The following is a 23,436-nucleotide window of genomic DNA, read 5'->3' as shown; positions in this document are numbered from 1 at the left end:
CCCCAGACATGTCCCAGACCATTGCGACATTGACGCTCAACCCCGCCGTGGACGTCGCCTGCGTCGCGGCGGAGGTGCGCCCGACGCAGAAGATCCGCACGGCGGACGAGCGGCTGGACCCCGGCGGCGGGGGGATCAACGTCGCCCGCGTCATCCACGAGCTGGGCGGCGAGACCCTGGCCGTCATCATGACCGGCGGGGTGACCGGGCGCCTGGTCGAGGAATTGCTCGACCAGGCCGGCGTGCCCTGGAAAAGCCTGCCGATCGGGGGGCGGACCCGCATCTGCCTGAACGTGCAGGAGCGCGCGAGCCACCTGGAATACCGTTTCGTGTCCGAGGGCCCCCTGATCGAGGCGGCGGAATGGCGGAACAGCCTGGCGATCCTCGAGGGCCTTGACGCCGGCTGGGTCGTCGCAAGCGGCAGCCTGCCGCGCGGGGTGCCCGAGGATTTCTATGCCCGGGCGGCCGCCGTCGGGGCGCGGCGGGGCTGGCGCTTTGCCGTCGATACATCCGGCGCGGCCCTGCGCGCGGTCGTGGGGCAGGGGGTGGATCTGCTGAAACTCAGCCATGGGGAGTTCGAATCCCTGGTCGGCCATCCGGTCGAGGGACAGGACGCCCTGGCGGCGGAGATCGAGCGGGTGCTGCGTGCCGGCGCGGCCCGGATGGTCGCCGTCAGCCTTGGGCCGGACGGGGCATGGCTGGGGTCCGCCGCCGGCCTGACGTACCTGGCCGCCCCGCCGGTGCAGGCGCGCGGCGCCGTGGGCGCGGGCGACAGTTTCATGGCGGGCCTGGTGCTGGGCCTGACACGCGGCATGTCCCCCGACGAGGCGCTGGCCCTGGCCGTCGCCGCCGGGTCCGCGAGCGTCGAATTCTATGGCACGGCCCAGGCCCGGCGCGAGACGGTCGAGGCCCTGTTCCGGCAGATCGGGGCAAGCGCCCCGCCCAGCGTAAAGGGACCGACCAGTGGACCCGCGACAGGCACGACCCGGCCGGCAGGCTGACCCCCTGGCGGAAGGCGACATCCGCCTTTTCGCCCTGGCCGGCACCGACGTGCTGGGGCAGGCGATTGCCCGGCACCTGGACCTGGCGCTGAGCCGGCACGAGGAACGCGATTTCGAGGACGGGGAACACAAGACCCGCGCGCTGGACCCGGTGTGCGGCGCGGATGTCTATCTGCTGCACAGTCTGCATGGCGATGCGGCGGGCAGCGCCAACGACCGGCTGTGCCGGCTGCTGTTCTTTATCGGCGCCTGCAAGGACGCGGGGGCCGCGCGCGTGACCGCCATCGCGCCCTATCTGTGCTATGGGCGCAAGGACCGGCGGACCAAGCCGAACGACCCGGTGACGACGCGCTATGTCGCCACGCTGTTCGAAGCCGTGGGAACCGACCGTCTGGTCACGATGGACGTGCATGACGAGGCGGCGTTCGAAAACGCCTTCCGCCGGCGGACGGTGGCGCTGACGGCCGTTCCCCTGCTGGTGGCCTCCATCCGTAGCCTGACCGCCGACGCCGGGCGCCTGTGCGTCGTTTCGCCGGACCTTGGCGGCGGCAAGCGGGCCGAACGCCTGCGCGGGGCGCTGGAGGAGGCGACCGGACGCCCGGTCGGGACGGCCTTCGCCGAGAAGCACCGCAGCGGCGGGCAGGTCTCCGGCGACCTGTTCGTCGGCGATGTCCAGGGCGCGACCTGTATCGTCATCGACGACCTAGTCAGCACCGGCGGGACGCTCGCCCGCGCGGCCCGCGCGGCGCGCGACGGCGGGGCGCGGCAGGTCGTGGCCTGCGTCACGCATGGGCTGTTCGCGGCCGGGGCGGACACCGTCCTGGCCGAACCGGCCATCGACCGTATCCTGACGACCGACACGGTCCAGCCCATCCGGTTGCCGGACGGGCCGGTCCGGCGCAAGCTGGAGGTCGTGTCCGCGGCGCCGCTGCTTGCCGAAGCCATCCGCAGGCTGCATCGCAACGTGCCGCTGTCGGACCTGTTCGTATTCTGAGGTCAGGGGGCGGGTAGGGCGGCATTTTCAAGCCGGTCCAGCTTCAGCGCGTCGAACAGGGCCAGGCGCAGATACAGGCGCGCCTGGCGCGGCCATTTTTCGGGCGTGCGCGGCGAACTGTCGCACAGATGCATGATCGCCAGCCGGGCCCGCAGCATGGCGCGATAGCTGCGATAGAACAGCGGCAATCCGCCGACATGCCGCCCATGCAGGATCGGCCGCAGATGCCGGCCGATCCTCTCGCCCGCCCAGGCTGCGCCCAGGCGCGTGCATTCGAGCTGCAGGAAGGCGATTTCGTCCAGCGGATCGAGCGCCCGCAGGGCCGGGTCGAATTCCAGGCGATCTATGATGCTCACGCGCCCGTCCAGCCAGATATGTTCCGGGCGCAGGTCCCCATGCGCGTCGACGATGCGGCCGGCACGCGCGCGCGCCACGATCACCCCGAACCGCCGGTCCAGAAAGCGCGTCTGGATCCGATCGACCCGCGCCACCAGTCCGCGCGGCAGATGGAAGCGGGGGTCGAGCAACACGCGGCGGTTGTGGGACAATGCCCTCCGCCACGACACCCGCAAGGCGGCCGCCGGCCCCCGGACCGAAAGCGGGGGCGCATGCGCGTAGAACGACGCCAGGACGGCGGCCAGCCGGTCGAGCTGCGACGACTGCACCGCATGCGCCAGCAATGCCGACTGGAGAAAGCCGGCGTCGTCGAGGCGGCGCATGACGACCAGCCAGTCCACGACCTGCCCCGCCCCGCCGATGGCCAGGCCCGACGCCCCCTCGACCAGAGGGACGACGCCCAGATAGACATCCGGCGCCAGCCGGCGGTTCAGGCGGTCTTCGGTACGGCAGGCGTCGGCCCGACGGTCCAGGGTGGAAAAATCCAGATAGGGAAAGCGCACCGGCTTCTTGAGCTTGTAGACGCGCGGTCCGGCCAGGAAGACCCAGGACATATGCGTCTCACGCGCGATGACCGTCTTTATGGAACCGGCATAGCTTTGCGGCCGGGACAGAAACTGGACCTTGCGCTCCAGCGAGACGGGCGCCGGGACGCTAGCGGCAAATGCCGCCTTGCCCGGGTGTCCGGGCGGAAGCGGGCTGCTGCTCTGCCTCGTCTCCTTCCGCCTCTTGCGGCTCGGGGCCGCCATGCGGTCGATCCGGGTTGGCGGAAGGTTCCTGTCCGGCGGGGCCGGGATCGTGCCCGGCCGCAGGACCGCGCGTCGCGCGTGATGTTCTGCTGCCACGTGGTGTCGGCGGAGTTTTAGACGACATTCCACCCTCCCTTTTCCCACCACATGGGGCGGAAACCCGGTTCTGAAAGGAGCGGAATTAAAAGTTCATTGTGAGATTTCTTGAGCTGGACTTGTTCCATCCAAAATTACAGCCGCATCACGTTCTCGCGCAGGCGATTGAAACGCCCGCCCGCATCCCCAGCTTCCATTGCCGTCCTGATGGGAGAGCGACGATGAAACCGCCCCCGAAACCGGTTCCGGAAGCGGCCATGGAATTGGTGGACCGTCATGGCGACGCGGCCGTACACGTGGCCCGCATGCATCGGGATGAAGCGCAGGAGGCCGACGACGCGGCGTTGACGGCCTATTGGAATGCGATACTGGAAACGGTGCAGTATTTTCTTGAGGAAGATCCGAAGCGCGTATCATGACCCGTCCGGGGCTGGTTCAGATGATGCCGCCATTGGCGCGCAGCGTCTGGCCGTTGATCCACGCGCCATCGGGCCCGGCGAGGAAGGCGACGCTGGCGGCGATGTCCTCGGGCTGGCCCAGCCGTTCCAGTGGCGCCAGCTTCGACAGGCGCTCGACCAGTTCGGGTGATTTTCCGTTCAGGAACAGGTCGGTCGCGGTCGGGCCGGGGGCCACCGCGTTGACGGTGATGGCGCGGCCGCGCAGTTCCTTCGCCAGGATGGGGGTCATCGCCTCGACGGCGGCCTTGGTGGCGGCATAGACGCCGTACCCCGGTTGCAGCAGGCCCGTGACGCTGGACGAGAAATTGATGATCCGCCCGCCGTCGCGCAGCCGCCCGGCGGCCTCGCGCAGCGTGTTGAACGTGCCCTTGAGGTTGACGGCGATCTGGCGATCGAACGTGGCGTCGTCGGTGTCGGCGATGGGCGACAGCGTCATGATGCCGGCGTTGTTGACCAGCACGTCGACGCCGCCGAACGCGGCCTCGGCCGCATCGAACATGCCGCGCACGGCCTGGGGGTCGCTGACATCGGCCTGGGCGGTGAGCGCGCGGCCGCCCTGTTCTTCGATCGTGCGCGCCAGGGCTTCGGCCGGGGCGGCGTTGCCGGAATAGTTGATGACGACGGTAAAGCCGTCCCGCGCCAGCCGTTCGGCGATGGCCGCGCCGATGCCGCGCGAGGCGCCGGTGACGAGGGCGACTGTGTTGGTGTTCCGGGTCATGGTCGGTCTCCTGTCTGGGGTATCCGCTGGGGATGAAGGGACCATGAACCTTTTCTCTGGTCGGATAATCAGTCATGATCCGGCATCACAATCCGGGATAAACGAACAAATCAATGGACCGATTTGACGCCATGCGGGTGTTCACGCGGGTGGTGGAGCGTCGCAGCTTCACGCTCGCAGCGGGCGACCTCGGCCTGCCGCGCTCGACGGTGACGGATGCGATCAAGCAACTCGAGGCGCGGCTGGGCGTCCGGCTGCTGCAACGCACCACGCGGCATGTGAGTCCGACGCTGGATGGCGAGGCCTATCATCGTCGCTGTCTTGCGCTCATTGCCGATCTGGAGGATGCCGAGGCCGCCTTCGGCGGCGCGAAGCCGCGCGGCATGCTGAGGGTCGATGTGCATGGCACGCTGGCCCGCCATTTCGTGCTGCCGCGCCTGCCGGACTTCCTGGCCGCCTATCCCGAGATCGAACTGACCATGAGCGAGGGCGACCGGCTGGTGGACCTGATCCGCGAGGGGATCGATTGCGTGCTGCGCGTGGGCGATTTGCAGGACAGCGACATGGTGGCGCGACGGGTGACGATGCTGGAGGAAGTGACCTGCGCGGCCCCGTCCTATGTCGCGCGGTTCGGCATGCCTGGGGACATCGCGGCGCTGGACGGGCATCGCATGGTCGGGTTTCGATCGTCGGCGACCGGCGGGCTGCTGCCGCTGGAATTCATGGTCGGGGACGTGCTGCGCCACGTCACCCTGCCCAGCCCGGTGGCGGTGAACGGGGCGGAGAGTTTCGTCGCGGCGGCCAGACTGGGGCTGGGGCTGATCCAGGTGCCGCGCTATCACGTCGCGCGGGATCTGGAACAGGGGACGCTGGTGGTTGTCCTGCCCGATTGCCCCCCGTCGCCGACGCCGGTTTCGCTGCTTTACCCGCGCAACCGGCAGTTATCGCCGCGCGTGCGCGTGTTCATCGACTGGCTTGCGAAATTGTTCGCCGCACAGGCCACCGGGCTTTGTTCCCCCTGAGGGCGCGAACTGGCCTTATGTGCCGATCCGCACCGGCGAGACCATGTCGCGCAGGCAGGCGATGATGGATCGGGATGTCAACTGACCACTGCGTGGGTTTTCCGGATTGGGAACGATGTCGATATGGCAGGTGAAGCGCGCGACGGCGGACTCGACCGTGATGGTATGAATGTTGCGGTCCACCGCCGGGTCGGCGATCACCCGGATTTCGGTCCTGCGCGGCCCCAGCCCCGCCAGGGCCAGCGCCGCCGCGACGTTGGTGTTGGCGGGGAAGGCCAGGGCGGCTTCCTCGGCGGTGCCGCTGAAGATGGTCGTGGCGGCGCGCAGGGCGTGCACGTCGATGCCCTGCTGCGCCAGGTACGGCGCGCCGGCCAGGCTGGCGGGGGATTTGCGGGTTTCGATGGTGATCGACGCCACCGGGGCCTCGCACGCCGCGCGGACGGCATCCAGCCCCAGGATCGCGCCGCTGGGGACGATGATCCGCCCGCCGGTGCGGCGCGCGACCTCGACCAGATCCATATGCGACAGCAGCGCCCCGGCCGACGCCACCACCAGGGTGGCGCCACGCTCCAGTGTCGGCCGGGCGATGTCGGCGAAGATGCGGGCCGGCAGCATCTCGACCACCACGTCGGTGTCCGACAGGTCGGCCAGCGTGCCGATGCGCGGCAGGGCGCGGAAACCTGCCAGGTTTTGGCGGGCCTTTTCCACATCCGCGGCCGCCACCGCCGTCAGTTCCAGCCCGTCGATCCCGGCATCGAGCTGGCGCGCGACCTGTTGCCCGATCGACCCCAGGCCCGCCAGCCCGATCCGCAGGGGCCTCTGCCGCATCGTTGCCCCGAAATGCATCCGGTCGTCCTTCCTGTGTCAGGCTTTTCGGGCTCTGTCCGAACCCGGCAAGGGCTTCGGCCCTTGCATCCCATTCGTTTTATAAAGCCTTCGCCCCGCCTACTGCTTGGCGAACAGCAGCCCCATGTCGCGGAGCGCCTTGAATTCCAGCGCGTTGCCCGCCGGGTCGAGGAAGAACATCGTCGCCTGCTCGCCGGGCAGGCCCTTGAAGCGGATCTGGGGTTCCATCACGAACGTTACCCCATGGCTACGCAGGCGGTCCGCCAGGCTGGTCCAGCTTTCCATGTCCAGCACGACGCCGAAATGCGGGATCGGCACGGCATGTCCATCGACCGCGCCCATGCAGCTCGAAGGGGCCTGGGGCGCGTGGGTCAGATGGGTGACGATCTGGTGGCCGAACAGGTCGAAATCGATCCAGCTTTCGGAACTGCGTCCCTCGGGGCACCCCATGACGGTGCCGTAGAACGTGCGGGCGGCATCGAGGTCGTCAACCGGAAAGGCAAGATGGAAGGGCGAGGGCACGTCACGTCTCCGTATATACAAATTTAGTTATAAATATACATTAATGAGGTCTGGAAGTCCACTACCTGTCACGCCGTCGCCTTGAAGACGTCCGGACGGAACGGCATGCGGTCGGGCCGCCGGCCGGTGGCGTGCAGCAGCGCCTGCGAAATGGCTGGCGCCAGCGGGGCGACCATGATTTCGCCCACGCCCTGCGGCGGCCGGTCGCTTTCGACGACGATCGGCACCACCTCGGGCATTTCTCCGATCGACAGCAGCGGATAATCGGTGAAGTTCGATTGCTCGGCCCCGCCGCGACTGAAGGTGATCTCGCTTTTCAATGCCGAGGTCAGGGAAAATCCGATCCCGCCCTGAATCTGCGCGACGAAGGTGTTGTGGTTGACGACCAGACCGGCGTCGATCGCGCAGAACACCCGCGCCACCTTCCAGCCGTCGCCCTTGCGGACCAGTTCGACGACTTCCGCGACATGGGTGACGAACGATCCGCCGCGTCCGTGGTAGGTGTCGAAGGCAATGCCGCGCGCGGTGCCGGCGGGCGGCGGCGTGTCCCACGACGCGGCGGCGGCCACGGCGTCCAGCACCTTCAGCGCGGCGGGGTTGTTGCGGAGCAGGTGACGGCGGTAGTGGTACTGGTCGATCCCGGCCTTGTGCGCCAGGTCGGTGATGAAGCTCTCCCAGAACAGCACCCCGGCGCTGGAGCCGACCGAACGCATGAAATAGACCGGAATCGGCAGTGGCGTCTGGATCACGTCGACATGGAAATTCGGAATCTCGTAACTCTGGTTATAGATTCCATCGACCATGCTCTCGTCGTAATCGCCCAGCGGGGTCTTGGTCAGCCAGTTCGGCCGCGTGGTGGCGAACAGCGACTGCCCGCAGACGCGCGCGTGCACCGCGACGGGGTAGCCGTCCTTGTCCACCACCGCGCGCAGCCGCCCCTTGTTGTTGGGGCGGAAATGATCGTGCTGGATATCCATCTCGCGCGTGCGGATCAGCTTGACCGGGCGGCCGACCGCCATCGCCGCGCGGACGGCCTGGGCGACGAAATCCGGGGCGATCTTGCCGCCGAAGCTGCCGCCCAGAAAGCCGATATGCAGATGCACCTTGTCCTCGGGCACGCCCGAGATCTTGGAGATGACGGCGACCGAGGCGTCGGTGCTCTGGATCGACCCCCACACGTCCACCCGGTCGGGCTGGACATGCACGGTGGCGTTCATCGGCTCCATCGCCGCATGGGCCAGGTGCGGGACGCTGAAGCGGCTTTCGATCACCTGGTCCGGGTTCTGGCCCAGGATGCGCGGGGCGTCGCCGCGCGCCAGCGCCGTCACGCCGATTTCCGCGTCCAGCCCTGCCTCGGCCAGCCGGTCGATCAGTTCGGTGGACAGCCCGCCGTTCTCGCCGGGCGAGAAGGTCGCATCGAGCATCTGCACCGCCCGCAGCGCCTGCCAGAAGCGGTCGGCCACCACGATGACCCCGTCATCCAGCCGGACGATGGCCCGCACCCCCGGCTGCTGGCGGATCTCGGCCTCGTTGTTGATCCGCACCAGCCAGCCGCCGATGGTCGGCGACAGGGCGATGGCGGCGTTGAGCATGCCCGGCACATCGGCATCCAGCCCGTACTTCGCCGACCCGTCGGTCTTGGCCGCCGTGTCGCGGCGCGGCAGCGCCTTGCCGATCAGGCGGAATTCGGCGGGCGTCTTCAGCCGGGGCGTGGACGACAGCGGCAGGCGCGCGGCCTCGGCCGCCAGCGCGCCATAGGGCAGGGTGGCGCCGGTGCGGATGTTGCGTACCGTGCCCGATTCCGTGGCGCAGTCGCTGACCGGCACCTGCCAGCGCGCGGCGGCGGCGCGCACCAGCACCTCGCGCGCCGCGGCGCCGGCGACGCGCAGGCGGGCATAGAATTTGGTGGTCGAGGTCGAAGCCCCTTCCTTCTGCGACGGCTTTTCGTTGCGGAACTGGATTTTATAGGCGTCGCGGCCCATGACCCAGCGCACTTTCACCGCCGGCCAGTCGGCATCCAGCTCCTCGGCCAGGATCGCCGGCAGCGCGGTGTACGACCCCTGGCCGACCTCGGGCTGGCACAGGCCCAGGGTCACGCCGCCCTGCGCGTCGATGAAGATCCAGTCCGTCAGTTCGATGTCCGCATCCGCGTCGCCTTTCGCCGCCACCGCCGGGTCCAGCGGCACCGCCAGCAGCGCCCCGAACGCGGCCGCGACCTCCAGGAAACGGCGTCGCCCGAGGGATGGCCCCACGGACCGGGTCACGCCCTTCATGATTTGAGCGACCGGGCGGCGGCGTGGATCGCCTGGCGGATACGGACATAGGTCGCGCAGCGGCACAGGTTGGTCATCCAGCGGTCGATGTCCTGGTCGGTGGGGGACGGGGTGTCGGCCAGCATCGCCGTTGCGGTCATAATCATCCCCGACTGGCAATAGCCGCATTGCGGCACGTCCAGATCGTTCCACGCCTTTCGCACGGCGTTGTCCGCCTCGGCGGCCACGCCCTCGATGGTGCGGATCGCGCGGCCGCGCACATTGCCCACCGCCAGCACGCAGGTGCGGCTGGCCGCGCCGTCGACATGCATGGTGCAGGCGCCGCACATGCCGATGCCGCAGCCGAACTTGCTGCCGGTCAGGCCGAAATGCTCGCGCACCACCCACAGCAGGGGGGTGTCCTCAGGCCCGTCGAAACTGACGGGTCGGCCGTTGAGCTGAAACGGAATCGACATGGGTCCGGACTCTCCTTCACGACGGACCGGCCCGGCCGGGGGCCGGCGGGCGGTGGTCAGGGGGTGGGCATGAATTCGGGCTGCCGGGCCTGGCTGTCATGGTGCGAGCGCAGCAGTTGCAGCACGCCGGCGGCCAGGCGCGCGTTATGGTCGCGCATGACGGTGTAGGCGGACTCGGGGTCGCCGGCGACGATGGCGCGCACCACCGCGCCATGGTCGTCGCGCGACCGGTTCAGCCGCTCGCCGTGGGCCAGCGGCTGCGCCTGGCGGAACGGGGCCAGACGGGTGCGGAGGTCCTGCATCAGCCCGGCCAGCGTCTCGTTATGCGCGCCACGGCCGATCAGCTCGTGGAAGCTGCGGTTGATCGCCCAGTACGCGGTCTGGTCGCCGCGCTGGGCCGCGTCCTTGCCCTGTTCGTACAGGCCCTGGAGCATGCTCTTTTCCAGCGCGTTCATCTTCTGCGACGCCAGGCGGGCGCACAGGGCCTCGATCTCGCATTCGGCGTCCAGCATGTCGGCCAGCTGCTCCAGGCTGATCTGCGTGACGATCGCCCCACGCCGCGGCACGAAGTCGATCAGCCCGCGCGTCGCCAGTTCCTTCAGCGCCTCGCGCACCGGGGTGCGGGACACGTTGAAGGTCGCGGCCAGGCTCTGCTCGTCCAGGCGCTGGCCGGGGCGCAGCTTGCCGTGCAGAATCTGTTCGGCGAGGTTATTATATATGTCTTCGGCGTAGGTCGACACGCAGGGTCTCCTTGCATTCAGGTAGCCGCTTTTTGTTCCGCCAGATTAGGCAGAACGCCCCCCTGAATATACGTAGCGACATAATTTTCGAGCAACGCTTTCTGGGCCAGGCGCGCCTGCGGCGACCGTCCGGCCAGATGCGGGGTCAGGATCACGCGTCCCGTTTCCAGCAGGGCGGGGGGGATCGCGGGCTCGCCTTCCACCACGTCCAGCGCCGCACCCGCGATATCGCCGCGCAGCAGGGCGGCGGCCAGGGCGTCGGTATCGACGACGCTGCCCCGCCCGACATTGACCACAAACCCGCCCGGCCCCAGCGCGCGCAGTACCGTGGCATTCACCAGGTGCCGCGTTCGCGGCCCGCCGGGGCAGGCCACCACCAGGTAGTCGGCCTGGCGCGCCATGTCGGCCAGGTCGGGCACATGCCGCGCGTCGGGGTCGGGGTGCGGCGTGCGGGTGTGATAGAGAATCGTCATGTCGAACGCCCTGGCCCGCGCCGCGATGGCCTGGCCGATCCGGCCATAGCCCAGCAGGCCCAGGGTCGCGCCGCTGGGCGTCGGGCGCGCCTGGCGCACCGAATCCCACAGTCCGTCGCGCACCGCGCGGTCCAGGAACACCAGGTCCCGCGTGATGGCCAGCATCAGCGCCAGCGCATGGTCGGCCACCGTGCGGTCGTTGGTGCCGGGGGCGTTGGCGACGATAATGCCCCGGGCGCGGGCGGCGGCCAGGTCCACCCCTTCGTACCCGGCCCCGGTGCACAGCACCAGGCCCAGCGCCGGCAGGGCCGCCATCGCCGCCGCGTCCAGCCCGATCGACCCGTTGGTGACGACGATGCCGATGGCCCGGCAGGCGGCGGCATCCTGCGGGATTGCCCCGTTTCCCGGACCGGACAGGTCGTGCAGGCGCGCCAGGTGCGCCAGCGCCGCCACGCTGTCGGCGGGCAGCGGCGCACGCAGCAGGATGTCGCCTGCCCGGCCGGGGACGGGGGCGGGCGTCATGCGGGGGCGCCGTCGCCTGCCGGGGTCACGTTCTTGACCGCGCCGCGCCAGCCGCTTTCGGTCATGTCGAAGACGATGCCCTCGGGCGTGCTGTACTTCACTTCATAGAAGACGTTGGGATCGGTCTCCTTGCGGCCGGTGACATAGGCCCCGCCGGCCTCGATCACCTGCGCGCCGGCCTTCTCCAGATCGTCCACCCAGACGCCGAAATGGATGATGCCGTAATAATTCTTCTTGTCCTCGAAGCCCGGCACCGGCTCGTCGCCGAAATTCAGCAGGGCGACGTTCACCGTCCCGTCGGACATGTACACGCCGCGCATGGCGCGGCCGGCGCGCGTCATGCCGAACGCCTGTTCGAAGAAGGTCGCGGCCGCCTCGGGGTCCGGCACGGACAGGGCAATGTGTCGCAGTTTGCTCATGTGATGGCTCTCCGTTTGCATCGCGTGTGCTCCTGCCGCACAGCGTGCACACACTATGCACATGCATACACAAGAACGCTACAAAATACTTTGACTTTGGATTGTATTTATGATGAGTTTCTGTGCACGGCAGGCGCAACCCCCATCGCCCCCGTCATGGATGACCGCATATGCATCATTGTGACTGCAAAATAGGCACGATTCACCGATGACCGCGCGCCATCTCGCCGTCGTCCCCCCCGTGCCGTCCGCTGCCGACCCCCTGGCGGACGAGGCCCCGTTCAGCGGCCTGCCGCCGGCCGACCGCGCACGGTTGCTGGCGCTGGGGCCGGTCTGGAATGACGATATCGTCGGCCATCGGGCCGAAACCGTGCGTTGCTACACCGCTATCCTGGCGGGCATGGACCAGGCCCCCGGCGGCGTGGCGCGCGACCTGCCCTATGGCGCCGCGCCGCGCCAGGTGCTGGACATCTTCACGCCCGCGCCCACTGCCTCGCCCGCCCCGGTGGTGGTGTTCGTCCATGGCGGCGCCTTCACCCGGGGCGGCAAGAGCGCCAACGGGCAGGTCTATGACAATGTGCTGCACTGGTTCGCCCGGCATGGCTATGTCGGGGTGAATGTCGAATACCGCCTGGCGCCGGACATCCTCTATCCCGACGGCGCGCGCGACGTCGCCCTGGCGCTGGAATGGGTGGCGGCGCATATCGCCGACTGGGGCGGGGATGCGGCGCGCATGCATGTCATCGGCCATTCGGCCGGCGGCACCCATGTCGCGTCGCTGGCGGTGGACCCGGCGGTGGGGCGGGCGATGCCGCCGGGGGTGCGGACGCTGGCGCTGGTCAGCGGCCGGCTGCGGATCGACGGCCTGCCCGACAACCCCAACGCCCGCCATGTCGCGGCCTATTGCGGGGACGACGCCGGGCTGTATGCCGAACGCTCGCCCGTCACCCATGCCGCGCGCTGCCCCCTGCCGGTGCTGGTGGCGGTGGCGGAATATGAAAACCGGCATCTGGACGTCTACGGCGCGGAATTCGCCGAAGATGTGCGGGCGGCGGGGCGGGTGCCGGTCCGCTTCCTGCGCCTGGCCGGCCACAACCACACGTCGATCGTCGCCCATATCAATTCAGGCGAGGACCGTCTGGCGCGCGCGCTGGACGTCTTCTTTCGCGACCATGACGGGTCGCCCCAAGCAGGAGCAGAGTAGAATCCGATGTCACAGCACGTCATGATCGTCGGCGCGGGGCCCGTGGGCATGGTCTGCGCCCTGGCGCTGGGCCGGCAGGGCATTCCCGTCACGGTGGTCGAACGCGAACCCGCGCCGGTGATGGACCAGCGCGCGGCCTCGCTGCATCCCCCCACCATCGCCATGCTGGCCGATCTGGGCATCGCCGACACGATCATCGCCAAGGGGCTGATCGCCCCGAATTTCCAGTACCATGACCGCGTCGCGGGCGAGATCGTGGCCGAATTCGACCTGGGGCTGATGAAGGACGAATTCCGCTACCCCTTCGTGCTGCAATACGAACAGTACAAGCTGACCGACGATGTCAGCACCCGCTACGCGGACGAGATCGGCTTCGCCGTCCGGTTCTCGACCGAGGCCACGGACATCGTCCAGAAGGACGACCATGTGCTGGTGACCCTGCGCCATGGCGACGAGGTCGAGACGATGCGCGTCGATTACCTGATCGGCGCCGACGGCGGGCGCAGCACGGTACGCAAATCGCAGGACATCGCCTTCGAGGGCTTCACCTACGACGAATGCTTCGTGAAGATCGCAACGCCGTTCGATTTCGGCGCCGAAAAGACCGACTATGCGTTCCGGAACTATTTCTCGGACCCCACGGAATGGTGCAACCTGTTCAAGGTCCGGGGTGCGGACGGTCGCGGGCTGTGGCGCGCCATCTTCCCCACCCGCCTGGGCGAGACCGAGGACGAGGCCCTGAGCCATGCCGGCCTGCAGGCCAGGCTGCAGAAATTCTTTCCGAAAGCGGGGGAGTACGACATCGCCTATTCCAACATGTACGCCGTCAACCAGCGCGTCGCCGCGACCTTCCGGCGCGGCCGCGTGCTGCTGGCCGGTGATTCGGCGCATGTGAACAACCCCATCGGCGGCATGGGCATGAACGGCGGCATCCATGACGCGGTCAACCTGTGCGGCAAGCTGGGCGCCGTCCTGCGGGGCGAGCAGCCCGATGCGGTGCTGGACCTGTACAGCCGCCAGCGCCGCCACGCGGCGACCGCCTTCGTGCAGGCCCAGAGCATCCAGAACAAGCGCCTGCTGGAAGAAGGCGACCCCGCCGTGCGCGCGGCCCATCTGAGCCAGTTGCGCGCCACCGCCGCCGACCCCGAACGCGCCCGCGCGTTCATGCGCCGCGCCTCGTTGCAAGACAGCCTGAACGACGCGCAAAGCGTCACGTAACCCCCCCCCGCCAGAAGGACCGCGCGATGCCCCCCGCCGCAGATGTCGATTCCTCCCGCGCCGATCTGGCGGCCAACATGGTCGCCGATGGGCCGGCCCGCGCCCCCCTGCGCGCGCCGGCCGCGCCGTTCGCCTGGTTCCGCGCCCTGTCGCGGGTCGAGAAGATTACGTTCTGGAGCTGCTACGGCGGGGTCGCGCTGGACGCGATGGACCTGCGGATCTTCAGCTTCCTGATGCCCGCGCTGATGAAGGCGTGGCATGTTTCGCCCGCCCAGGTCGGCTTCCTGGGCAGCGCCGCGCTGTATGCCGCCGCCGCCGGGGGCTGGATCACCGGCCTGCTGGGCGACTGGTTCGGGCGGGTCAAGGCGATGCAGTTCACCATCGTCATCTATTCGCTGTTCACCTTCCTCAGCGGCTTCGCCACCTCGTACGACCAGCTGTTCGTCTGCCGCACCATCCAGGGCTTCGGCTTCGGCGGCGAAATCACCGCAGGCGTGGTGCTGATGGCGGAAATCGTCGGTGATCGCAGCCGGGGCAAGGCGGTCGGCTGCCTGCAAAGCGGCGTCGCCGCCGGATGGGCGCTGGCCGCGATCATCGCCAGCCTGGCGCTGGCCTGGCTGCCGGACTGGGTCGCCTGGCGCGCGGTGTTCTGGTCGGGGATCGCACCGGGCCTGCTGCTGATCGCCATCCGTCGCTATGTCGATGAGCCGGAAATCTACAAGGAACAGCGCGAACAGGCGATCACCCATGCCGCGCGGATGAAGATCCACGACATCTTCCGCCCCGGCGTCATGCGGACCACCTTTCTGACCACCCTGCTGGCGCTGGGGGTGCAAAGCAGCGGCCTGGGCATTTCCACCTGGCTGCCGGCGTACCTGACGATGTCGCGGCATCTGTCCCACGGGGCGGCGGGGCTGTATGTGATCGTGCTGACCGCCGGGGCCTTCCTGGGCTATATCGCCAGCGCGTACCTGGCCGACGCGCGGGGGCGGCGTCCGAACTTCCTGTTTTACGTGACCGGCAGCCTGGTGACGCTGCTGGCCTATCTGTGCCTGCCCATGCCGCCCTGGCTGCTGCTGGTCGCAGGGGCGCCGCTGGGGTTCTTCTCGCAGGGGTTGTATGGCGGAATGGGCACGTTCTTTTCCGAACTGTTTCCCACGGCGGTGCGCGCCAGCGGCACCAGCTTCGCCTATAGCGCCGGCCGGCTGGGGGCGGCGTCGGGCGTCGCCTTCGTCGGCGTGCTGGCCCATGGCTACGGCATCGGCCCGGCCCTGCTCGCGGTCTGCGTGCTCAGCTACGTTCTGGTGCTGGTGGCGACTGTGCTGTTGCCCGAGACCCGTGGGCGCGGGCTGCGCTAGCGGGCCGCCTGTCGCCGGAAATCCGCAGGCGGATTTCGAAATCGGGCTGCCTGCTCGTCATCCGATCGGACGGAACCTGGCTGATCGGATGACGATGCGCGGTTGAAGACGGGCGGGCGGGGCGTTGTTCGCGCGGATCGCCCCGCCGACGATAGTCCGGACCCGTGTTTGGCGAACATCGTGATCCGATCGGTGAATTTCATTGGCTGACGTGGCATCGCGCCACGACCTGCTTCACCCGGCCGCCGCCGCGCAGGCCGGCGCCTGTCCGTATGTCAAAAGTGTGCTCTGTGCACACAGGAAACCATATTCATACATTTTCGTTAAAAAAAACTCGTGACACATTCAAAATAATATCGACAAATCGACTCAAGATTCGACACACTCCCATCACATTCAAAAAAGGATTTCTGGGATGCCCCCCATCGGAAATGGCTCACGTGGTTTCGGATTGCGGCTTGCCTTGTTGCTGACGGTGTCTCCGGTGTTCCTGATGTCCCCCGCGCTGGCGGCTGGGGCGGCCGGGACCACGCCCCCCCAGGCGGACGCGGCCCCCACGGCCGGCGCCGGAACCACCGGCACGAAGGACGCCAAGCGCGTTGTTTCCAAAAAATCGTCTGCTCAAAAGGAAAATGACGGAATAGAACAGGTTACGGTGTCCGCCACGCGACGCAGCACGGACGTCCAGCACACGCCCATGGCCATCACCGCCATCAGCGCCAAGACGTTGCAGCAGACCCATGCCCAGACGATCGCCGATTACTTCATCCAGGTTCCGGGCCTGAGCATGCAGGACCAGGGGCCGGGGCAGAAACGCTATGCCATCCGCAACCTGACGGCGGCGGGCGAACCGCAGGTCGGGCTGTATCTGGACGAAATCCCCATCGCCGGCTTCACCGGGGAAAACACCGATTCCGGGTCCGCGCAGCCGGACGTGAAATTGTGGGACATGCAGCGGGTCGAGGTCCTGAAGGGCCCACAGGGCACGCTGTACGGATCGGGGTCGGAGGGCGGCACCATCCGCATCATCTCGGAACGGCCGAACATGACCAAGCTGGGCGGCACGGTGAACAGTTCGATATCGACCTACGCCACCGGCGGTTTCAACAATTCGCAGAGCGGCACCGTCAATGTCCCCATCGTCAAGGACAAGCTGTCGGTCCGCCTCAGCGCCTATCGCGACAGCAATGCCGGCTGGATCAAGCAATATTACCTGCAGCAGAACGGCACCAACAGCACCGACGATTACGGCGGCCGCCTGAACATCCGCTATCGCCCGATGGACAACTGGACGATCGATTTCATCGGCTATTACCAGAACGCGAACACCAACGACCTGTCGAACCTCAACCCCATCTTCGACAGCGTGGCGCACAGCAAATGGGCGGCGGCCAGCTTCGTGCGCCAGCCGATGCGCGACGAATTCCAGGCCTATAACCTGATTTCGGCCTATCGCATGTCCTGGGCGACGCTGACGGCCATCGCGTCGTGGCAGCAGCGCAAGATGCATTATACCCATGACACGTCGTTCAATTACGGCGTCGATTGCAGCAGTGGTGATTTCGCGAGCTGCTATCCGCTGGACGTGTTCCAGCAGCGCCTGGCCGCCGGCCAGATCAACGCGGTGGACGACCGCCAGCGGGTGAGCGCCTGGACGGCCGAGGTGCGCCTGTCCTCACCGGCGCAGAGCAAAATCCAGTGGACGGTCGGCAGCTTCTACCAGATCCGGAAAAACACGTTCCAGCTCTATTACGGTGGCGTGGATTCGGCGGGGTTCTTCGACTACGATTCCAACGGCTACGCGCCGACCACCATGTTCGCCCGCGCCAACTGGGATCGGACGGAACAGATCGCGGGCTTCGGCGAGGCCACGTACCCGATCCTGAAGAACCTGAAACTGACTGGCGGCGTGCGGGTCTTTACCGCCGACCGCAGCCTGACCTCGCTGGCCATCATGCCGTTCGGCGAGAAGAACGCCATCCCGACCTTCTATCCGGGCTCGTCGTCGAACGAGACATCGGCCACCGGCAAGGCGCTGCTGTCGTATGACATCACGCCGCACGCCATGGTCTATGTCCAGGCGGCGGAAGGCTACCGGATCGGCGGGCCGAACCTGCCGGTCGGCTTCACCGTCACCACCCCGGCCCCGTACGCCCCCGACACGGTGTGGGATTACGAATTCGGCTGGAAGACCGGGTGGCTGAACAACCGCCTGACGTTCAACGGCGCGGTCTACCGCATGAACTGGTCGAACATCCAGCAGCAGGGCACCGACCCGTCGGGCGCGTTCGATTTCATCACCAATGCGGGCTCGGCGACCGCCACGGGGGTTGAGGCCGAAGTGGCGGTACGGCCCATCCGCCCGCTGCAACTGGGGATGGGCGTCAACTACACCGACGCTCATCTGGTCGGAAGGCAGCCCTACCAGCCCCTGCCGGTCAACCAGACGCAGTCTGGCGACGACCTGCCCTACGTGCCCCGCTGGACCCTGAACGCGAACGCGACCTACAGCTTCGACGTGCTGGGCCTGCCAAGCTGGGTGCGCGGCGATGTCGCCTATCAAAGCGGCCGCACCACGGCGTTCAACCGCGCCAGCCCGAACTATACCTATATCGGGGGCTGGTTCCTGGCCAACCTCAATGTCGGGACCAAGATCGGACGCTACAGCGCGCAGATCTATGCCAACAATATCCTGAACCGGCAGACCCGCGTTTCGGGCCGCCTGAACTCGGTCCAGCCGCTGGTCATCAACTCGGCCCCGCCGGCGACGGTCGGCCTCAGCCTGACGGCGGAGTTCTGAGGCCCGGAAGGCGTCAACCCGAAGCCGGGGGCGCCTCATGGAGCGGCTTGCTCATGTAGACGGTAAAGCCGCCCATGAAGGGTTCCTCGCGGTCCACGCGATAGCCCAGCCGGGCATAGAGGGCGATGTTTTCGGCAAAAAGCCTGTTGGTGTAGAGGCGGACCTCGCCCAGGCCGCGCGTGGCGGCAACCGCTTCGGCGTGCGCCAGCAACCGGCGCCCGTATCCACGTCCCTGGAATGCCGGCAGGACGGCCACGTTCTCGATCAGGAGATGGTCGGTTTGGGGAACCATCTCGATCAATGCGGCCAGGCGGCCTTCGGCGTGCAGCAGGTCGATGATGTGGTCCCGCGCCCTGGCGTGATAGTCGGCCGTCATCGGTTTGGGCGCGCGGCCGATGACGGGAACCCATTTGGCATAGGCCGCGTGCGTCAGGTCCCGGATGGCGGCGGCGTCGGACGGAAGGGCGCGCCGGAGGACCGCGTCGGTCAACAGCCGTGGCGGCCCGATCTTGAACCAGGCTCGGGCGATCACGCCGTTTTTCACCTCGTAGATGGCCACGACGTCGATTTCGCCGGCGCCGTCGGGGAAGGTGCGCGTGACCGTCTCGTGATCGACCACCATGTCGGCGACGACCATGCGGTTGACCAGCCGCCCGTGCAGGTTCGGCTCCTGAAACCGGGCCATGTGGCGTGCGCGGATTTCGGCTGCGCCGCGGGCCAGCAGGCGGTCGGGAAATTCGTAATACCGGCAGTCCTCGGCCCAGTATCGCATGAAGGCGTCGATATCGCGCGCGTTGTAGGCGTCGAGCTGTTTCTGCACCGGACGGGCGATGTCGGGGATGCCGCTGATATCCATGATGTGTCTCTCCAAATGCAAAAACCCCCCGCGACGGGTGTCGCGGGGGGTGAAGCGTGTCTCGAACGAACCGTGGCTCAGGTGACGGTTTTACCCTTCACCAGCCTGGCCGGAGTCCGGCAGACACGACGAACCCGCCGCGATTGCTGCGGCGTCGGCGTCGGTCGGCGTTGTCCCGGGTCTGGCACATTGCCCGGTCAGACTGCCTTTTTCGGGTTCGTTGCGTCAAGTGTTTCAGCTTCGCGCGAAGCGCAAGGAGGCGTTCGTGGCCGCCTGCGATTCGGAATGTGCCGGCGGCCCCGCCCGGCTTGCACGCCGGGGTGAATTGGGGTGTGATCGGCGTCCTTCTATTTCGGGGCCGCGTGTACTGCCGCGCCCCATCCGGCCCGGTTCGGGCTGCGGGACAGGGGTCGCGACATGAAACATTCTCGTCTCTGGCTGCTGGGCGGGGCGGCCGCCATCGTGGCGCTGACCGCCGGATGCTACGGGTTGCTGGAGCCGGAACAGGCGACGCTGCCGGTCGCGGCCGGGACGGGCACGCACCCCGTTCTGCCGCCGCCCAACAAGACGTTCATGCCGACGGTCAATATCGCCACCCCGATCGGCTGGAAGGGGGCCGAGGCCCCGCGTGCCGCCGCCGGGCTGGTGGTCAGGGCGTATGCCTCCGGCCTGGACCATCCGCGCTGGCTTTACAAACTGCCCAATGGCGACGTCCTGGTTGCGGAATCGAATTCGCCGGGCACCGATATCCAGACCTTCAAGAACTGGGTCGCCGGCCTGATTATGGGGGCCGTCGGCGCGGGCGAGAAGAGCCCGAACCGCATCACCCTGCTGCGCGATACCGACGGCGATGGCGTCGCCGACCAGCGCACGGTCTTTCTCGATCATCTGTATTCGCCGTTCGGCATGGCGCTGATCGGCGACGGGCTGTACGTCGCGAACGCCAATGCGCTGATGCGCTTTCCCTATCATGACGGGCAGACCCGCATCGACGATCCGGGGACCAGGCTGATCGACCTGCCGGCCGGCTACAACCACCACTGGACCAAGAACATCCTGGCCAGCCCCGACGGCACCGCGCTGTACGTCACCGTGGGGTCGAACAGCAATGTCGCCGAGCAGGGCATGGCGGTCGAGGAAGGACGCGCGCGGATCGACCGCTACGACATCGCCGGCGGGACGCTGCGTCCCTTCGCCACCGGACTGCGCAATCCCAACGGCCTGGCGTGGGAACCGCAGACCGGCGCGTTGTGGACGGCGGTGAACGAACGCGACGAAATCGGCAGCGACCTGGTGCCCGACTATATCACGGCGGTGCGCGAGGGCGCGTTCTATGGCTGGCCCTACAGCTATTATGGCCAGCATGTCGATGTCCGCGTCCAGCCGCCCCGGCCCAACCTGGTCGCGCAGGCGATCGCGCCCGATTACGCGCTGGGGCCGCATACCGCGTCGCTGGGCATCGCCTTTTCCTACGCCAGCAGCCTGCCCGACGCCTGGCGGCACGGCCTGTTCGTCGCCCAGCACGGATCATGGAACCGCCGGCCCAAGAGCGGCTATCGCGTGATCTACGTGCCCTTCACCGACGGCCGTCCTTCCGGCCCGCCGCAGGACGTGCTGACCGGCTTCCTGGCCGACGACCAGAAGCATGTCCACGGCCGCCCTGTCGGGCTGGCCCTGGACGGCAAAGGCGCGCTGCTGGTCGCCGACGACGTGGGCGATACCATCTGGCGGGTCACCGGGGCCGCCACGCCGTAGGCGGCCCCGGCGCAGCGTCCTCAGAAGCGTGCGCGCAGCGTTCCGAAGAACTGGCGCGGCGCGCCTGCGAACATGGACTGGCGGTCGCCCGAAATCGGGTTGGCGCCGATCGAGCTGATATATTCCTGATTGAACAGATTGTAGATGCCAAGCGAGAAATTCAGGTTCGCGACGTGCGGAACATGCTTGAAATCGTACGATGCCGTCAGGTTCGCGTTCCAGTAGGGATCGACCGACGTGTCGTTCATGTACGACAGGTACCGCCGCCCCATGTAATATACGTTGAAGTTCAGCGTCGCGTTCCCATAGGTATAGGCCACGTTCGACTTGTACATGACAGAGGGGTAATTGACCTCCATCTTGCCCTTCAGGTCGTAATAGGTGCCGGCGTTGTAGATTCCCTGACCGTAGGTCGAATGATTGTAGCTGATGCTGTTGAAGATCTCGAGGTGCGGCAGCGGCCGGACGGTTACGCCGGCATCGACGCCCCACATCGCCATCGACCCGACATTCAGGAAGGTCTGGTTCGCATTGACCAGCGTGCCGCTGGTGATCGGCGCCAGGCGGTTCGAATAATCCGAATGATACAGGTTCAGCACGCCGGTGACATATTTCGCGTTGTAGCGGTAGCCGACCAGGTAGTTCCAGGTGCTTTCGGGCTTCAGCGTCTTGCGTAGGTCCGAGAATATGGCCTGATTGTCGACGCCCCAGGCGACCGGCGAATTCCATCCGCCATAGGAATAGGCGCGCATGTCGCGCGACACGTCGAAGAACAGTTCATGATGCCGCAGGAACGTCCAGTTCAGGCTGACATGCGGCAGGAAGGCGCCCGCCGTCGTCAGGCTGCCGCTGGGCAGCGCGCTCTGGCCGGTATAGGTCTCGTTGTTCTCGAACGCGCCGCCCGCCGTCGTGACCAGCAGCGACTTGAAGCCGGCATGCAGGCGCAGGTTGGGCAGGATGTGCCAGGCATCCTGAAGATAGTACTGGAAGGCGTTGGTGTTCATCTGCACGCCATAGCGCGTGGCGAACGAATTCTCGTAGGGGCCGGTACCCTTGCGCGGCGCGCCCTCGCCCAGCAGGGGCTGGCTGTACAGCCGCTGCGAATAGGTGAAATCGTTGTTTTCGTACCAGACGCCGGATTCCAGGTCGTGATGGCCCAGCGTGTATTGCAGCGCCAGCGTGCCGCCGACGCGGCGGAACCACTGGTGATCGGCCTGCTGGATCATCGGTGCGCCATTGGGTGACGACACGTACGGGTTGGTGAATTCGTAATCTCCGCCCGATACCTGCGCGTACAGCACGCTTTTCACCCGCAGCCGCGACGTCAGATCGTAATTGCCGTTCAGCCCGGTCAGATAGTTCCTCTGGTCCTGTGCGGCGTCGTAGTACGCGATGTCCGTGGGGCTGGACACCTGGTCCCAGCCGGCGGGGAAGATCCCCTGCGCGGCCAGGTAGGCCCCCTTGTAATCGGGGTAGAAATAGTCGGTCCTCGACCCCAGCTTCTGTTTGATCTCCAGGCTGATGTTTCCATAGTTATACTGATTGAATTCAGAATAATCGAAAAATCCGGTCAGCCGCCCCCGGTCGCCCAGAGGCTGGACGAACTTGAAATTGGCCTGCTGCTCGTACTGGTTGCCATGGCCCTTCCATTTCTGCGCGTCGGTGCGCGCGTAGGACGCCATGAATTTCGTGCCGGTCCGATTCAGCACGCCGCTGTGGAACCGCCCGAAGGTGCGATAGGTGCTGTTGCTGCCGAAGGTCTGCGAGACGTCGGCGCCCAGCCTGTCCCGCGGGTCCTGGGTGTAATATTGCAGGGCGCCCCCCAGATTCGCGGTCGACGCGACATCCAGCGCGCCGCCGCCCTGCGACATGTCGATGCGCGCGATATTGTCGGGTGTGACGGCCTCGTTGATATCCAGGCCGTTGGTGTTGATGAATCCCTGGTCGCCCAGGGGGATGCCGTCCAGCGTGACGCCCAGCTGGCTTTGGTTATAGCCGCGGATATACAGGGAATTGGCATAGGTATCGAGGCCCAGCGCATCCGCCGTGGCGAAGCTGACGCCGGGCGTCGTCGCCCCCAGCACCTGAAGCGGGCTGGTCCCCGCCACGAAGCGATCGAGCGTCTTGCGCGTGATGGTCTGTTCCATGCCGTGCGAGGTCTCGTGCGATCCCACGACCGAAAACGTCTCGGCCGTGCGGGACTCGGTGGCCGGCGCGCGACGCGCGGGGGCGGGCCGGGCGGCCGTGTGCCGCACCGGCGCGTGGGTGGCATGGCCCGGCACCGGCCGCCCCCCGGGTGTGCTGCCGTCCTGAGCGGCCTGCGCGCGGGCATCCTGGCTGGCCAGGGGCGCCAGAACCGTTGCCCCCAGCGCGCCCAGGGCCGTTGCCAGCGTCAGCCGGCGACGGCGGCCGATGGGACGCATATCCCCCGATGTCCGAACGAACGCGGCGGCATCCGGACGGGAATTATTACGTTTTTGCATATCTGCCCCTCAAAATCCGAGGGCAAAACATACTGAATGCGTTATGATCGGTGCATTCGTTCTTCAATCAAAATGAAG

At 67.2% G+C, this 23,436-nt stretch carries 20 protein-coding genes; 9 read left to right on the top strand and 11 right to left on the bottom strand.

The genetic code is table 11. The annotated features are described in order from the left end of the window. Positions 1–8 precede the first annotated feature (8 nt). Positions 9–1,001: a 1-phosphofructokinase family hexose kinase gene (locus HLH21_RS06625; RefSeq protein WP_182942547.1), complete on the top strand. Its 993-nt coding sequence runs from the start codon at positions 9–11 to the stop codon at positions 999–1,001. Next, complete coding sequence (locus HLH21_RS06620; RefSeq protein ID WP_264811837.1) at positions 964–1,995, top strand: ribose-phosphate diphosphokinase; 1,032 nt, start codon at positions 964–966, stop codon at positions 1,993–1,995. The genes HLH21_RS06625 and HLH21_RS06620 overlap by 38 nt, the downstream gene beginning before the upstream one ends. Before the next feature lie 2 nt (positions 1,996–1,997). On the opposite strand, the gene HLH21_RS06615 is transcribed toward HLH21_RS06620, so the two are convergent. Beyond that, positions 1,998–2,945 carry a hypothetical protein gene (locus HLH21_RS06615; RefSeq protein ID WP_220789706.1) on the bottom strand — a complete coding sequence of 316 codons (948 nt, stop codon included), beginning with the start codon at positions 2,943–2,945 and terminating at the stop codon, positions 1,998–2,000. 389 nt (positions 2,946–3,334) lie between these two features. Between HLH21_RS06615 and HLH21_RS06610 the strand changes: the two genes are divergently transcribed. Then, positions 3,335–3,655: a hypothetical protein gene (locus tag HLH21_RS06610; RefSeq protein WP_264811836.1), complete on the top strand. Its 321-nt coding sequence runs from the start codon at positions 3,335–3,337 to the stop codon at positions 3,653–3,655. Between the two features lie 16 nt (positions 3,656–3,671). On the opposite strand, the gene HLH21_RS06605 is transcribed toward HLH21_RS06610, so the two are convergent. Continuing rightward, positions 3,672–4,412, bottom strand: coding sequence for an SDR family oxidoreductase (locus HLH21_RS06605; protein ID WP_182942545.1), 741 nt, complete (start codon positions 4,410–4,412; stop codon positions 3,672–3,674). Between the two features lie 113 nt (positions 4,413–4,525). On the opposite strand from HLH21_RS06605, the gene HLH21_RS06600 reads away from it, so the two are divergent. Next, positions 4,526–5,434 (top strand): LysR family transcriptional regulator, encoded by a 909-nt coding sequence (locus HLH21_RS06600; RefSeq protein ID WP_182942543.1) that lies wholly within the window; start codon positions 4,526–4,528, stop codon positions 5,432–5,434. 15 nt (positions 5,435–5,449) lie between these two features. Here the strand turns inward: HLH21_RS06600 and HLH21_RS06595 are convergent, their stop codons facing one another. The 7 genes from HLH21_RS06595 to HLH21_RS06565 all read right to left on the bottom strand — a co-directional run bounded on the left by HLH21_RS06595 (position 5,450) and on the right by HLH21_RS06565 (position 11,684). Beyond that, positions 5,450–6,262: an aspartate dehydrogenase gene (locus tag HLH21_RS06595; protein ID WP_182942541.1), complete on the bottom strand. Its 813-nt coding sequence runs from the start codon at positions 6,260–6,262 to the stop codon at positions 5,450–5,452. Positions 6,263–6,379: 117 nt separating this feature from the next. Next, a complete protein-coding gene (locus HLH21_RS06590; RefSeq protein WP_182942539.1) occupies positions 6,380–6,802 on the bottom strand; it encodes a VOC family protein in 423 nt (140 codons plus the stop codon). Positions 6,803–6,870: 68 nt separating this feature from the next. Continuing rightward, positions 6,871–9,066: a xanthine dehydrogenase family protein molybdopterin-binding subunit gene (locus HLH21_RS06585; protein ID WP_182942537.1), complete on the bottom strand. Its 2,196-nt coding sequence runs from the start codon at positions 9,064–9,066 to the stop codon at positions 6,871–6,873. A gap of 5 nt (positions 9,067–9,071) precedes the next feature. Further along, a complete protein-coding gene (locus tag HLH21_RS06580; RefSeq protein WP_182942535.1) occupies positions 9,072–9,530 on the bottom strand; it encodes a (2Fe-2S)-binding protein in 459 nt (152 codons plus the stop codon). Between the two features lie 56 nt (positions 9,531–9,586). Continuing rightward, a complete protein-coding gene (locus tag HLH21_RS06575) occupies positions 9,587–10,270 on the bottom strand; it encodes a GntR family transcriptional regulator (protein ID WP_182942533.1) in 684 nt (227 codons plus the stop codon). Between the two features lie 17 nt (positions 10,271–10,287). Further along, a complete protein-coding gene (locus HLH21_RS06570; RefSeq protein ID WP_182942531.1) occupies positions 10,288–11,265 on the bottom strand; it encodes an NAD(P)-dependent oxidoreductase in 978 nt (325 codons plus the stop codon). Then, entirely contained in the window at positions 11,262–11,684 is a 423-nt protein-coding gene (locus HLH21_RS06565; protein WP_182942529.1) for a VOC family protein, read from the bottom strand. The genes HLH21_RS06570 and HLH21_RS06565 overlap by 4 nt, the downstream gene beginning before the upstream one ends. A gap of 208 nt (positions 11,685–11,892) precedes the next feature. Between HLH21_RS06565 and HLH21_RS06560 the strand changes: the two genes are divergently transcribed. The 4 genes from HLH21_RS06560 to HLH21_RS06545 all read left to right on the top strand — a co-directional run bounded on the left by HLH21_RS06560 (position 11,893) and on the right by HLH21_RS06545 (position 18,264). Beyond that, a complete protein-coding gene (locus HLH21_RS06560; protein WP_182942527.1) occupies positions 11,893–12,888 on the top strand; it encodes an alpha/beta hydrolase in 996 nt (331 codons plus the stop codon). 6 nt (positions 12,889–12,894) lie between these two features. After that, the gene (locus HLH21_RS06555; protein WP_182942525.1) at positions 12,895–14,106 is read left to right on the top strand and encodes an FAD-dependent oxidoreductase; all 1,212 of its coding nucleotides are present in this window, start codon (positions 12,895–12,897) and stop codon (positions 14,104–14,106) included. Between the two features lie 26 nt (positions 14,107–14,132). Beyond that, positions 14,133–15,464 carry an MFS transporter gene (locus HLH21_RS06550; RefSeq protein ID WP_182942523.1) on the top strand — a complete coding sequence of 444 codons (1,332 nt, stop codon included), beginning with the start codon at positions 14,133–14,135 and terminating at the stop codon, positions 15,462–15,464. Between the two features lie 415 nt (positions 15,465–15,879). Beyond that, positions 15,880–18,264 (top strand): TonB-dependent receptor, encoded by a 2,385-nt coding sequence (locus tag HLH21_RS06545; RefSeq protein ID WP_182942521.1) that lies wholly within the window; start codon positions 15,880–15,882, stop codon positions 18,262–18,264. A gap of 13 nt (positions 18,265–18,277) precedes the next feature. Here HLH21_RS06545 and HLH21_RS16985 read toward each other — a convergent pair whose 3' ends face one another. Then, positions 18,278–19,120 carry a GNAT family N-acetyltransferase gene (locus HLH21_RS16985; RefSeq protein WP_246379338.1) on the bottom strand — a complete coding sequence of 281 codons (843 nt, stop codon included), beginning with the start codon at positions 19,118–19,120 and terminating at the stop codon, positions 18,278–18,280. A gap of 417 nt (positions 19,121–19,537) precedes the next feature. Here HLH21_RS16985 and HLH21_RS06535 point away from each other — a divergent pair, with 417 nt between their 5' ends. Continuing rightward, positions 19,538–20,875 carry a PQQ-dependent sugar dehydrogenase gene (locus HLH21_RS06535; protein WP_182942519.1) on the top strand — a complete coding sequence of 446 codons (1,338 nt, stop codon included), beginning with the start codon at positions 19,538–19,540 and terminating at the stop codon, positions 20,873–20,875. A 20-nt stretch (positions 20,876–20,895) separates the two neighbouring features. Here HLH21_RS06535 and HLH21_RS06530 read toward each other — a convergent pair whose 3' ends face one another. Next, positions 20,896–23,298: a TonB-dependent receptor gene (locus HLH21_RS06530; protein ID WP_246379336.1), complete on the bottom strand. Its 2,403-nt coding sequence runs from the start codon at positions 23,296–23,298 to the stop codon at positions 20,896–20,898. Positions 23,299–23,436 lie beyond the last annotated feature (138 nt).

The sequence above is a fragment of the Gluconacetobacter johannae genome, assembly GCF_014174305.1.
In the GTDB taxonomy this organism is placed as follows: domain Bacteria; phylum Pseudomonadota; class Alphaproteobacteria; order Acetobacterales; family Acetobacteraceae; genus Gluconacetobacter; species Gluconacetobacter johannae.
Note: the sequence above shows the minus strand (reverse complement) of the source record. Positions and strands in the feature narration are given on the sequence as shown.